This is a genomic window from Planomonospora algeriensis (genome assembly GCF_977012225.1).
Genome location: NZ_CDRNDK010000177.1, coordinates 1 through 11,949, shown reverse-complemented (window position 1 = coordinate 11,949; position 11,949 = coordinate 1). Strand labels below are relative to the sequence as shown.

The window sequence follows — 11,949 nt, the reverse complement described above, 5'->3', positions numbered from 1 at the left end:
GCGGGGGCGCTCCGGCGGCCGCCGCGGAGCCGCTCGGGCACGGACCGGGTCAGGGCCAGCAGGTCGACCCCGCGCGAGTGGGCGGTCAGAAGCGCGACGGCGAACAGGGTGCCCGCCACCACGCTGGGAGTGCCGAGCCCCCGGAGCTCACGTTGATGATCAGGCCGAAGGCGAAGACCGCGGCCAGCAGGGCCAGGACGGTCTCACCGTCGAAGTCGCGGCGGGTCCACTGCTCCAGATGCCCCGGGCCGCCGTTCGGCTCCCGCATCAGCAGGAAGGCCGCGATGTAGAGCATGATCCCGACGCCCGAGGCGAGCACCAGCATGGCGAAGCCGCCCGGAACAGCACCGGGTCCACGCCGGCGTGGTGTCCCAGGCCCGAGCAGACGCCGGTCAGCATGCGGCCCTCGTCGTCGCGCCGGAGCCGCCGCTCCCCGTCCGTGCCCTCGCCCACGGCGGAGCCGGCGGCGGTGGCGGCGGACGGCGAGTCAGGCGAGGTGCTCGCCGGGTCCTGGGGGCTCCCGGTGTCGTTCATGCTCTCATCGTGGCCCCTGCGCGGACCCGGCCGCATCCGGGACACCCCTGAGTCGTCCCCGAGGGGCGCGTCCTTTCTCAGGGGCGGGTCAGGGGGACGCCCGATGCGCCGAACGCCGCGGGCATGTGACGATGCTGGCGATGTGGTTCTTCCGCTCCCGCAGGGGAGCGGCCTCTCGCCCTCCCCGGCCGAGGCCGGTGACGGCCGGACCCCGGCCGGTGGAACGGCGGGAGCTCTACTCGAGAGGAGCGACGGCGCCCGCCGCCGGCCGGACGACCGGCGGCGGGCGCCGGGAATCCGATGGCTGACCGACAGACGACGCGCGGACCCGGCGCGGACACGACATCCCCGCAACCCCAGGACGTCCAGGGCGCCCAGGGCGCGGTGCCCGCGGCCGCCGAGGGGCCGGGGGGGACCGGCTTCCCCCGGCTCGTGCGGCCGGTGGAGGGACGCCTGGTGGCCGGGGTGGCCCAGGGGGCCGCTGCCCAACTCGGGCTCGACCCCGTGGTGCTGCGGCTGGCCTTCGTGCTGCTCACCGTGCTGGACGGGATCGGCGCCGTGGCGTACGCGGCACTGTGGATGTTCACCCCGCGCGTGCCGTACGAGGGCAGGGAGCCCGCACGGGACTGGAGCCAGGTCACCGCCTACGGCGCGATCGGCCTGGCGCTGCTGGCGCTCGGCTGGCTCACCGGCGCCTCGAAGGGCGGGATCGGCGCGTGGCCGATCGCGGTCGGGGGCATCGGCTCGCTGATCCTGTGGCAGCAGGCCGACCCGGACCGGCGGCAGCGCTGGATGGACTCCACCGTCGGTCAGGCGCGCAAGAGCCGGGTACGCACGTTCGCTGGCCTGGTGCTCGTCGTCATCGGCGCGATCGGATTCCTCGCCGCCAACGACGAGCTGGGCCAGGCCCGCCCCGGCATCGTGTTCACGCTCGTGGTCGTGGGCGGCGTCGCGCTCATCGCGGCCCCCTGGCTGGCGGGCCTGTGGAAGGAGCTGCAGCGGGAGCGCCGCGAGCGCATCCGCCAGGAGGAGCGGGCGGAGTTCGCCGCGCACGTGCACGACTCCGTGCTGCACACGCTGACGCTGATCCAGCGCAACGCGCACGACTCCCGTGAGGTGGCGCGGCTGGCCCGCTCCCAGGAGCGCGAGCTGCGCAACTGGCTCTACCAGCCCCAGCAGGACGCCGACGCGTCGGTGGCCGCGGCGGTGCGGCGGGTCGCGGCCGAGGAGGAGGACTCCCACGGGGTGCCGATCGAGGTCGTCTGCGTGGGAGACTGCCCGCTGACGCCGGAGCTGTCGGCGATGGTGCAGGCGGCCCGGCAGGCGATGGTCAACGCTGCGAAATACTCCGAGTCGCCGGTCGTCTCCGTCTACGCGGAGGTGGAGCCGGGGGAGGTCACGGTCTTCGTCCGGGACCGGGGTGTCGGGTTCGACATGAGCGAGGTGCCCGAGGACCGGCTGGGCATCCGCCAGTCGATCATCGGCAGGATGGAGCGCAACGGAGGCAGCGCCCGCGTGCGGACCGAACCGGGCGAGGGTACGGAAGTCATGCTGACCATGAAGATCGAGAGCTCGTGAGCCGCGTGCGGCCGGGAACCCCGGGGGTCCCGGAGCCGGGGCCGGGCGGAGCGAGCCAGGAGCGGTGAGGGAGCACATGGGCGCCATCAAGGTTCTGATCGTCGACGACCACCGGTTGTTCCGGTCCGGCGTCCGCGCCGAGCTGGGCGACGCGGTGGAGGTGATCGGGGAGGCCGAGGACGTGGAGTCGGCGGTGCGGACGATCGCCGAGCTCCAGCCCGACGTGGTCCTGCTCGACGTGCACATGCCCGGCGGCGGCGGGCAGGAGGTGCTCCGCCGGGTTCTGGGCTCCGGCTCGCAGGTCCGCTTCCTCGCGCTGTCGGTCTCCGACGCGGCCGAGGACGTCATCGGCGTGATCCGCGGCGGCGCCCGGGGCTACGTCACCAAGACCATCAGCGGCCGGGAGCTCACCGACGCGATCCGCCGGGTGGCGGAGGGGGACGCGGTCTTCTCCCCGCGGCTGGCCGGGTTCGTGCTGGACGCCTTCGCCTCCTCGGAGGCCCCGGCGATCGACCCCGAGCTGGACTCGCTGACCCAGCGGGAGCGGGAGGTCCTGCGGCTGATCGCCCGGGGCTACGCCTACAAGGAGATCGCCAAGGAGCTGTTCATCTCGGTCAAGACCGTGGAGACCCACGTCTCCTCCGTCCTGCGCAAGCTCCAGCTCTCCAACCGCCACGAGCTCTCCCGCTGGGCCACCGCCCGCAGGCTGGTCTGACCGGTTCCGCCGACCCCACCGCCGGGCGGCCGCGGCCCGGACGGCTCCGCCGGCCCCGGGTCCGCCCCGGGATCGGAACCGGTGGGAGCCGTCCCGGGGCCGGTCAGCCTTCCCGCATGACGGCGAGGAAGTGCGAGACCTCGGAGCGGAGTAGCTCGGCCGTGCGCGCCAGCCCCCTGGAGTCGGCGCGGCCGCCTCCTCCGGTGCCCCCGGTCTCCGCGGCCTCCCGGCCTCCCCGGGTCCCGCCGCCGCCGTCGACGGCGGCGGCGATGGCGTGGGCGAGGGCGTCCATGTCGCGGACGGTCCGGCCGATGGTCTCGATGACGCCGATGCCCTCCCTGGCCGCGGACTGGGCCGAGGCGACCTGCTGGATCTCCTTCGAGGAGTCCTCCATCAAGCCGACCGCCTCCTTAGCGGACTCCGCCTCGCGCACCGATGCGGAGGCCGAGGCGGCCAGGCTGGCCGCGGAGGTGCTCAACTCGGTGGAGGCGGCGGCGACCTGCTCGGCCACCGACATGACCGTCGATTCGAACTCGTCGGCGAGCCGCATCCTGGCCTGCCCGGTCGCGGCGGCCCGGCCGCGGATTCGGCCATGGCCGCACGGGCGTCGTTGATGGCCTCGGCGCTGGTGCGGAACGCACCGGGCATGCCCTCCAGCAGGAACTGCCGGTGGAAGCGGCCCTCGCTGGCGGCCTGCAGGGACGCCGCGGCCTCCCTGACGAAGGCGTCCATACGGTCGATCATGCGGTTGAGCTCGTTCCTGAGCTCGACCAGCTCCGGGTGGTCCTCGCTGCCCGGGACGTGGCGGACCCGGGCCTCGAAGTCGCCGGCCGCACCCAGCCTGCACACCCGCAGCATCTCGGCCACGGCCTCGCCGACGACCGCGGAGTCCGGTCGCTCGGCGGCGTCCCGCTTCTCCCTGCCCGGCAGGGCGATCATCGTGCCACCCCCTGTCCGGCCAGCGACCATACGAACTCCTCGTACGACATGTCCTGCTCCCGGAGGGTCCGCTCCAGCAGCGCCGTGCCCGCGGCGACGGCCTCGGCGGGACGCGTGTGGCGCCGCTCCTCGGCGACCAGCGACGCGTACAGCGGTTCGACCCGCCGCAGGACGCTCCTGGCGGGGACCCTCCGGTTGGAGTGGTAGCCCACGACCTGCCCGCGGGTGTCCGTGCTCGAGGTGACGTGCGCGAACACCCAGTAGTGGGCGCCGTCGCCGGCGAGGTTCACGATGTAGGCGAAGATCTCCCGTCCCTGCTTGACGGTCTCCCAGAGCAGGGCGAAGACGCAGCGGGGCATGTCCGGGTGGCGGATCATGTTGTGCGGTCGGCCCAGCGTCTCGGCCTCGGAGTAGGCGGAGACCCGCAGGAAGACGTCGTTGGCGTAGGTGATGCGCCCCTGCAGGTCGGTCTTGGTGACGATGATCTCGCCGGGGTCGAACGTGCGCTCCACCCCGGTCGGCCGGAGCCCGCTGGTTCGCATTCCGCTGCCTCCGCATCCGGGAACCCGCTCCCGGCCGTCCGCCGGAAGCCCCGCCCCCGGCCGATGCTCCGGAAGCCTGCCACCTGAGGATCGGCCGGTGAGCCGGTGAGCTGAGCCCCGGCCTCGTGAGGCACGTCATACTCCGGCCGCCGGGGAAGACAGGGACCGGGGGGACGCCGTGGCGGCTACCCGCGAATCCGCCGGAAGGCTGATGCCGCACTCCTGAGGGCGACCTAGTCTGGGGGCCGGCGACCACCAGGAGGTGAGTGATGCGCAGGACGGTCCGCGGGATCGGCTGGGCCGTACGGGGCGCCTGCCGGGAGAGCGACCCCGAGCTGTTCTTCCCGGTGGCGCCCTCACCCGAGCAGGAGGAACGGGCCAAGGCGGTCTGTGCCGGATGTCCGGTGCTGGCCGACTGCCGGGCCTACGCCGTACGGGCGGGGGAGCCGGAGGGGATCTGGGGTGGACTCACCGTGGGGGAGCGGCGCGGACTGCGGTTCCCGCCGGGGTGGCGGCGCGCCGCGGGCTGACCGGCCGGCGCGTAGGGTCGGACCCGGAGCGAGAGGGGACGGGATGCACGCGGTGAACGGGGACCCGCGGCGGTGACGCTGGCCGGGGCGGTGGCGGTGCTGGCGGCGGCCAACGTGCTCAACAACCGCGTGGCGCCGCGCCTGGCGCCGCTGACCTCCGCCGCGGCCACCGGCGCGCTGCTGGTCCTGGCCCGCCGGTCCGGCCTCTCCTGGACCGAACTGGGCTTCGCCGAGGGCCGCCGCGGCCTGCGGATCGGCGGGGCGCTCGCCGCCGCCGTCGCCGCGGCCTACAGCGCGGGCATCGCGATCCCCGCCACCCGCCGTTTCTTCCGCGACGAGCGGGCCCTGTCCCTGTCCCGCGCCCGCGCGCTGGAGGAGGCCCTGATCCAGGTCCCGGTCGGCACGGTCCTGCTGGAGGAGGTCGGCTTCCGAGGGGTGCTGTACGGCCTGCTCGCCCGCTCTCACGGGACGTCGGCGGCCGTCGCCGCCTCCTCGGTCCTGTTCGGGCTCTGGCACGTGCTCCCGGCGATCGACATGGCCGCGGCCAACCCCGCGTTGAGCGCCCTGGCCTCGGGCGAGGCGCCCGGCGGGAGCGCACCGGGGACCCCCGCACCGGAGTCCCCTGGCGTTCCGGAGGGTCCCGCGGGTCCGCCGAGTTCAACGGGTCCGCGAGGTCCCGCGGGTCCGCTGAGTTCAACGGGTCCGCGAGGTTCAACGGGTTCGGCGGGCTTGCCGGGTTCAGCGGGTTCTGCGGGTTCTGCGGGACCGTCCGCTCCGAGGCCGCCCGCGGCGGACACGGCCCGGGTGGTGGCCGGTTCGGTGGTCTCCACCGGGATCGCGGGGGTGCTCTTCTGCGGGCTGCGCCGCCGGGGCGGTCTCGCGGCCCCCGCCCTGCTCCACGTCGCCACCAACTCGCTGGGCTACCTGTTCGCCCGGATCGCCCCCGGGGAGCCGCCGCCCCGGTGAGACGCCGCCGGCCGCGAGCCGTACGGCACCGCCGCATGCGAGCCGGGAACCGCCCGCCCGGTGAGGCGCTACCCGGAGGCGGGAGAGAAGCGCCCCCGGGCCACCAGCTCGACCGTGACCAGTACGGCCACCGCCTCGGCGGCCAGCAGCGCGACCAGGACGACGAGCTGGACCACGCCGGCGTGCAGGGGGTCGGCCCCGCCGAGCAGCATGCCGACGAACGCGCCCGGCAGGGTGACCAGGCCCACGGTCCTGGTCTGGTCCAGGGCGGGCACCAGCGCCTGGGCCGCCGCCGGACGGCAGATCTCCAGTGCCGCGTCCCGGCCGGAGAAGCCCAGCGAGAGCGCCGCCTCGACCTCGCCGCGGCGCTGAATCAGCTCGTCGGCCGCGCGCCGCCCGGCCAGCGCGGTGGCCGTCAGGCAGCCGCCCAGCAGGATGCCCGCGACCGGGATCAGCGCGAGGCCCTCCGGCGGGACGGTCCCGGTGCCGGCCAGCAGCAGGAAGACCGGCAGGGTCCCGGCCCCGACGGGTACCGCCGCCCACCAGGCGGCCGCCCCGGAGGTGATCCGGCGTCCCGCCGTCAGGCTCGCCACGCCGTACATGACCAGGACGAAGGCTCCCGCCGCCGCGGGCCGCTCGACGGCCCACACGATGACCAGGGAGACCGCGCCGAGCTGCACGGCGGCGCGCAGGCATGCGGTGAGCACGGCCCGGTCGTGCCCCAGACGGCCGAGCAGGGCGACGGCGGCGCCCGTCAGGGCGAGGAGGACGACGACGGCGGCGGTGGCCGGGGACGGGGCGATGATGCTCACGTGCAAGAGCATGGCCTACCGGTGGGCGGCCGATCGGATGGGCATCGGACAGACCTACCGGGGGATCGGACAGGCCCACCGGGGAGAGGACGGGGGAGGGCGGCGGGGCGGGGGACGGGGCACCGTCAGGTGGTGACGACCCGCTTGAAAGGCTCGGCGTAGCGGTCGGCGCCGAACCCTGCGTGCTGCGCCATGAGGGCGAAACGCTCCCGGAGGGCGTCCTCCAGGCCCTGGACGTGGCCGGTCTGGCTCTTGTGCGCGCGCAGCGCCGCGAGCTTGCGCTCGAAGGTCTCGGTGACGTCCACGTAGTGGTCCGGCGTCTCGTGCCCGTTCAGCCAGACCTCGCGGACCGTCCAGGCCGCGAGCCCTTCGTCCAGCAGCAGCTCGGGGAAGGCGTAGGGGTTGCGGGCGTCGGGGTAGACGGCGTCCAGGGCGGCCCCGCCGACGGCCCGGTGGTCGGGGTGGCTGGGGGCGATGAAGGAGTAGTTGCGCTCGGGGGTGTGGGTGATCACCAGGTCGGGGCGGACCTGGCGGATGACCCGGGTGATGTCGCGCCGCAGGTCCAGGCTCTGCTCCACGGTCCCGTCGCGGTGGCCGAGGAACCGCACGTCCCGCACGCCCACGATCTCCGCGGCGTCGCGCTGCTCGGCCCGGCGGAGCTCGGCCATGCCGTCGTTGTCCAGCTCGCGGTCGGAACCGCCCGCGTCGCCGTCGGTCACGACGCAGTAGACCACCTCGACGCTCCGGTCGGTGAACCGCGCGATGGTCGCCGCGGCGGCGAAATCGACGTCGTCCGGGTGCGCGGTCACCGCGAGCACCCGGCTGATCTCGTTCTCGGGGAGCATATGGGCCCTTCCTGCTCTCGGTTCCTCCGGCCGGCACCGTGATCGGCGTCCCGCCCGACCGTGACAACCGCCCGTGCGCCCCCCGGCATTCCTCATCCGGCCGTGACGACCGCCCGTGCGCCCCTCGGCCGGTCGTGGTGGCGGCCCGTCCCCGGTGGTCCTCACCCGGGCGTGGACCCGGTTGTCGGTGGGCCGCCTTAACCTAGGGAGGTGCCGATCCCAGCCGATTCCCTGACCCACCCGCTGCTCGACGGGCTCAACCCCCAGCAGCGCGAGGCCGTCGTGCACCACGGCAGCCCGCTGCTCATCGTGGCGGGCGCCGGTTCGGGCAAGACGCGGGTGCTGACGCACCGCGTCGCCTACCTGCTGGCCGAGCGGGGCGCGCATCCGCAGGAGATCCTGGCGATCACCTTCACGAACAAGGCCGCCAAGGAGATGAAGGAGCGGGTCGACCGGCTGGTCGGGCCCCGCTCCGCGGCGATGTGGGTGATGACCTTCCACAGCGCGTGCGTGCGGATCCTGCGGCGCGAGGCCAAGCGGCTGGGCTTCCCCTCCGGCTTCTCCATCTACGATCAGGCCGACGCCCAGCGGCTCATGGCCATGGTCTGCCGGGAGATGGACCTCGACCCCAAGCGCTATCCGCCGCGCTCCTTCTCCGCGCAGGTCAGCAACTTCAAGAACGAGCTGGTCGACTACGAGACCGCGGCGGCCCAGGCGGCCACGCACATGGAGCGCACCCTCGCCGAGGCCTACAAGCTCTACCAGCAGCGGCTGACCGAGGCCGGCGCGATGGACTTCGACGACCTCATCATGCTGACGGTCACGCTGCTGCAGATCTTCCCCGACGTGGCCGAGCACTACCGCCGCCGCTGGCGGCACGTCATGGTCGACGAGTACCAGGACACCAACCACGCCCAGTACACCCTGATCAGGGAGCTCGTCGGCCGCCCCGAGCTGCGCACCGCCGACGGCGACCTGGTCCGGGAGGGCACGTCCGGCATCGCCCCGGCCGAGCTGTGCGTGGTCGGTGACGCCGACCAGTCGATCTACGCCTTCCGGGGCGCGACGATCCGCAACATCCTGGAGTTCGAGCGCGACTACCCGGACGCGAAGACGATCCTGCTGGAGCAGAACTACCGCTCCACCCAGACGATCCTGTCCGCGGCCAACGCGGTGATCTCGCGCAACGAGAGCCGCAAGCCCAAGAACCTCTGGTCCGACCAGGGCGCCGGGCCGAAGATCGTCGGCTACGTCGCCGACGACGAGCACGACGAGGCCATGTTCGTCGCGCAGGAGGTCGACCGGCTCACCGACACCGAGGGCGTGGTCCCCGGCCAGGTGGCCGTGTTCTACCGGACCAACGCCGCCTCCCGCGTCTTCGAGGAGACGTTCATCCGGACCGGTCTGCCGTACAAGGTGGTGGGCGGGGTGCGCTTCTACGAGCGCAAGGAGGTCCGCGATCTGCTGGCCTACCTGCGGGTGCTGGCCAACCCCGGTGACGTGGTCTCGCTGCGCCGCATCCTCAACGTGCCCAAGCGCGGCATCGGGGACCGGGCCGAGGCGATGGTGGAGGCGTTCGCGGCGCGCGAGCGCATCCCGTTCGCCGACGCGCTGCGGCGGGCGGACGAGGCGCCGGGCATGGCCACCCGCTCGCTCAAGGCGATCAGGGACTTCGTCGCGCTCCTGGACGACCTGTCGGTCAAGGCCGAGGGCATGCCGCCGTCGGCGCTGGCCCGGGAGATCCTGGTGACCACCGGCTACCGGGCGGAGCTGGAGAACTCCGACGATCCGCAGGACGAGAGCCGCCTGGAGAACCTGGACGAGCTGGTCTCGGTGGCCTCGGAGTTCGAGGAGGCCAACCCCGAGGGCACGCTGGTGGAGTTCCTGGAGCAGGTCTCGCTGGTGGCCGACGCCGACCAGATCCCGGCCGAGGACGGCGGGCAGGGCGTGGTCACGCTGATGACCCTGCACACGGCCAAGGGCCTGGAGTTCCCGGTGGTCTTCCTCACCGGCATGGAGGACGGCGTCTTCCCGCACATGCGCTCCCTCGGCGAGCCGAAGGAGCTGGAGGAGGAGCGCCGCCTGGCCTACGTCGGCATCACCCGCGCCGAGCAGCGCCTGTACGTCTCGCGGGCGGCGGTCCGCAGCTCGTGGGGTTCCCCGTCGTTCAACCCGGCCTCCCGCTTCGTCTCCGAGATCCCGTCCGAGCTGGTCGACTGGCGCAGCGACCCGAAGAAGAACGCCTGGACCGCCGCGACCCGCCGCGAGCCCTCCCGCACGGCCCCCGCCCGCAAGCCCGGCGGCCGGAAGATCCCCGACCTCGCACCGGGGGACCGCGTCACCCATGACCAGTACGGCCTGGGCACGGTCGTCTCGGTCGACGGCGACAAGGCGAAGGTCGACTTCGGCAGCGGCGGGGCCAAGACCCTGATGCTGGCCTACGCGCCGCTGGAGAAGCTCTAGCGGTTCCCGGCCGGAGCGGTGTCCCCGGACACGGCGTCCGCCCGTCACCGGCCGATCGGCCGGTGACGGGCGGGCCGGGATCACTTGGCGAGCAGCGGGACCGGCACCTCGGCCGCGTCCAGGTCGAGGTCCTCGAAGGCGACGACCTCGTCGGCCGACGGGGCCTTCACCGAGACCTTGGAGCCCCAGCCGGTGTAGTCGGTCTCCATCGTGATGGAGGAGGAGTTCGGCCCGCCGACGTAGGTGCTCGTCAGCCGGGTGGGGAGCCCGTCGGAGCCGACGGACAGCCTCCAGCTCAGCACCTGCTCCGCCTGGGCGCCGGTCGGCTTGAGCGGCATCGAGGCCCGGAACCACGGCGAGACCTTGTGCAGCTCACCCAGGCTGATCTTCCCGGTGTAGCCCCCCGGCTGCTTGACCGCGTGCGCGAGCAGGGCCTTGAGGGTGCCGGGTTCGGCGGCGTTCACGAGCTGGGGCTGCAGCCCGCCGAGGCTGTCGAGGACGCCGTTGATGGAGCCGGGGTAGCGGATCCACTTCTTGCCCTCGGGCAGGAACTCGCCGAACATGCCGCCGGAGATGTAGGAGACGTTCTTCACGCGGACGGTGCGCTCGGGCTTGGCGATACCGTTGAGCGCCTTGGCGAACGCCTTGGAGTTCTCGTCGTATGAGTTCTGACCGGCGACCACGAGCTCGTCGAGGTCACCGGACTTGATCCGGGGCCGGCTGGTGTGGTCGGAGGCGACGACTCCGGAACCGTCGAACTGCAGCACGCCCTTGCGGGTGATGACGACCGTGCGCTCCTTGCCCGCGGCCAGCTTCAGGCTGTCGGAGAAGCTCACCCCGCGGCCGGCGCCGAGCTTGCTCTGCAGCGCGGCGAGGGGGTCGGCGGGCGCCTGCGCGTGGGCGGCCGAGGCGAGCGTGGGAACGGCCAGGCCTGCTGCTGCCGTACAGGCCAGACCGGCGATGAAACGCTTCAAGTGGATTCTCCCGTGTATTCCCTCCACCCCGTTCGGGAGGGACCCGGACATCCTTCCGAAGCTAGATCACAATAAAGTCTCATTAAATATGGCATATGCCGAATTGATGATGCATATTCCGTGCAGAACGCCGCGGCCCGGTCGGGCGGTCGGCGGGTCGGGGGCGGAGAGAACCGGTCGGGCGGTCGGCGGGTCGGTAGCTCCCATCAGCCGACCGGCAGCGTCGGTGGAGGGGAGAAGTCGCCGCCGACCCGCCCCGCGTCGGCGGTGTCCTCCGGCGGCGGGGGCGCCAGCGTCACGTCCGATCCCCAGGCGGTGTAGCGGGTGTCCGCGACCGTGACCGTAGGCCGCTTCGGCGTGCCGGGTACGGGCTGCTTCCAGGTGGTGGTCAGGCGGCGCGCCAGGTTCGAGCGGTCCAGCCAGAGCCGGAAGCCGATCGTGATCTTCGCGCTCGGCCCCTTCGGCGGCCCGGCGAGCCGGTCGCGGAAGGAGGGGGAGACCCGGTAGAGCGTGCGCAGCGTCACGGCGCCCTGGTGGTACGTGCCGGAGGACAGTCTCCGCTTCACCGCGCTGTGGGAGAGCAGGGCGGCCAGGGTGGCCGGCTCGAAGACGTTCACGATCTGCGGCAGCGCCGCGGTCTGCTTGATGTTCGCCGGGCCGATCAGCCCGAGCCAGCTCTTGCCCTCGGGCAGCCAGGTCTCATATCCGGGCCCGGACAGGTATGCCTCGTTCGGGAAGCAGATCACCCGGGTCGAGCCGAGCCGCTGCCCGGTCAGTCCCTCGAACTCCCGGATCGCCCCGCGCCCTGCCTCCGTGCGCCCCGTCGTGTCCGTGGCGTACACCCCCGAGGCATTGAACTCCACCCTGCCCCTGCGCCAGATGGTGACCACCGCCTTGCCGTCCCGGTAGACCCGCCCGACGTCGGAGATCCGCAGCCCCGTGTGCTCGACGAACCGCCGCTTCAACGCCGTCACGGGCGACGGCGCCCCCTGCGCCGCCCCCGCCGCCTGCGTCGCCGGGGCGCCCCCGGCGGCTCCGGAGGCCCGGACCG

General features: G+C 73.3%; 14 protein-coding genes. 5 read left to right on the top strand and 9 right to left on the bottom strand.

Translation table 11 applies throughout. The features are described from left to right. Positions 1-85 precede the first annotated feature (85 nt). Positions 86-295, bottom strand: coding sequence for a hypothetical protein (locus ACWJ6R_RS18995; RefSeq protein WP_449063505.1), 210 nt, complete (start codon positions 293-295; stop codon positions 86-88). Next, on the bottom strand, positions 268-534 hold the full coding sequence (locus ACWJ6R_RS18990) for a PspC domain-containing protein (protein ID WP_449063504.1): 267 nt from the start codon (positions 532-534) through the stop codon (positions 268-270). Before ACWJ6R_RS18990 ends, ACWJ6R_RS18995 begins: the two co-directional genes overlap by 28 nt. 300 nt (positions 535-834) lie before the next feature. Between ACWJ6R_RS18990 and ACWJ6R_RS18985 the strand changes: the two genes are divergently transcribed. Next, positions 835-2,112 (top strand): ATP-binding protein, encoded by a 1,278-nt coding sequence (locus ACWJ6R_RS18985; RefSeq protein ID WP_449063503.1) that lies wholly within the window; start codon positions 835-837, stop codon positions 2,110-2,112. Positions 2,113-2,188: 76 nt separating this feature from the next. Continuing rightward, positions 2,189-2,827 (top strand): response regulator, encoded by a 639-nt coding sequence (locus tag ACWJ6R_RS18980; protein ID WP_449063502.1) that lies wholly within the window; start codon positions 2,189-2,191, stop codon positions 2,825-2,827. Positions 2,828-2,930: 103 nt separating this feature from the next. On the opposite strand, the gene ACWJ6R_RS18975 is transcribed toward ACWJ6R_RS18980, so the two are convergent. The 3 genes from ACWJ6R_RS18975 to ACWJ6R_RS18965 are packed head-to-tail and all read right to left on the bottom strand — an operon-like array spanning position 2,931 to position 4,308. Then, complete coding sequence (locus ACWJ6R_RS18975; protein ID WP_449063501.1) at positions 2,931-3,338, bottom strand: hypothetical protein; 408 nt, start codon at positions 3,336-3,338, stop codon at positions 2,931-2,933. Further along, positions 3,302-3,766 carry a hypothetical protein gene (locus ACWJ6R_RS18970; protein WP_449063500.1) on the bottom strand — a complete coding sequence of 155 codons (465 nt, stop codon included), beginning with the start codon at positions 3,764-3,766 and terminating at the stop codon, positions 3,302-3,304. Before ACWJ6R_RS18970 ends, ACWJ6R_RS18975 begins: the two co-directional genes overlap by 37 nt. Beyond that, positions 3,763-4,308 (bottom strand): PAS domain-containing protein, encoded by a 546-nt coding sequence (locus ACWJ6R_RS18965; protein WP_449063499.1) that lies wholly within the window; start codon positions 4,306-4,308, stop codon positions 3,763-3,765. The genes ACWJ6R_RS18970 and ACWJ6R_RS18965 overlap by 4 nt, the downstream gene beginning before the upstream one ends. A gap of 269 nt (positions 4,309-4,577) precedes the next feature. Here ACWJ6R_RS18965 and ACWJ6R_RS18960 point away from each other — a divergent pair, with 269 nt between their 5' ends. Together ACWJ6R_RS18960 and ACWJ6R_RS18955 are read left to right on the top strand one after the other, a co-directional pair. Then, positions 4,578-4,838, top strand: a complete 261-nt coding sequence (locus tag ACWJ6R_RS18960) for a WhiB family transcriptional regulator (protein WP_449063498.1) — start codon at positions 4,578-4,580, stop codon at positions 4,836-4,838. 72 nt (positions 4,839-4,910) lie between these two features. Beyond that, positions 4,911-5,804 carry a CPBP family glutamic-type intramembrane protease gene (locus ACWJ6R_RS18955; RefSeq protein ID WP_449063497.1) on the top strand — a complete coding sequence of 298 codons (894 nt, stop codon included), beginning with the start codon at positions 4,911-4,913 and terminating at the stop codon, positions 5,802-5,804. Positions 5,805-5,872: 68 nt separating this feature from the next. Here the strand turns inward: ACWJ6R_RS18955 and ACWJ6R_RS18950 are convergent, their stop codons facing one another. Both ACWJ6R_RS18950 and ACWJ6R_RS18945 read right to left on the bottom strand, forming a co-directional pair. Next, entirely contained in the window at positions 5,873-6,616 is a 744-nt protein-coding gene (locus tag ACWJ6R_RS18950; protein ID WP_449063496.1) for an ABC transporter permease, read from the bottom strand. A 125-nt stretch (positions 6,617-6,741) separates the two neighbouring features. Next, positions 6,742-7,461 (bottom strand): PIG-L deacetylase family protein, encoded by a 720-nt coding sequence (locus ACWJ6R_RS18945; RefSeq protein ID WP_449063495.1) that lies wholly within the window; start codon positions 7,459-7,461, stop codon positions 6,742-6,744. Between the two features lie 243 nt (positions 7,462-7,704). Here ACWJ6R_RS18945 and pcrA point away from each other — a divergent pair, with 243 nt between their 5' ends. Continuing rightward, the gene (pcrA, locus tag ACWJ6R_RS18940) at positions 7,705-9,924 is read left to right on the top strand and encodes a DNA helicase PcrA (protein WP_449063506.1); all 2,220 of its coding nucleotides are present in this window, start codon (positions 7,705-7,707) and stop codon (positions 9,922-9,924) included. An 80-nt stretch (positions 9,925-10,004) separates the two neighbouring features. On the opposite strand, the gene ACWJ6R_RS18935 is transcribed toward pcrA, so the two are convergent. Then, positions 10,005-10,898 (bottom strand): hypothetical protein, encoded by an 894-nt coding sequence (locus tag ACWJ6R_RS18935; RefSeq protein WP_449063494.1) that lies wholly within the window; start codon positions 10,896-10,898, stop codon positions 10,005-10,007. A 206-nt stretch (positions 10,899-11,104) separates the two neighbouring features. After that, the coding region (locus ACWJ6R_RS18930) for a hypothetical protein (protein ID WP_449063493.1) at positions 11,105-11,949 on the bottom strand (845 nt) is incomplete at its 5' end.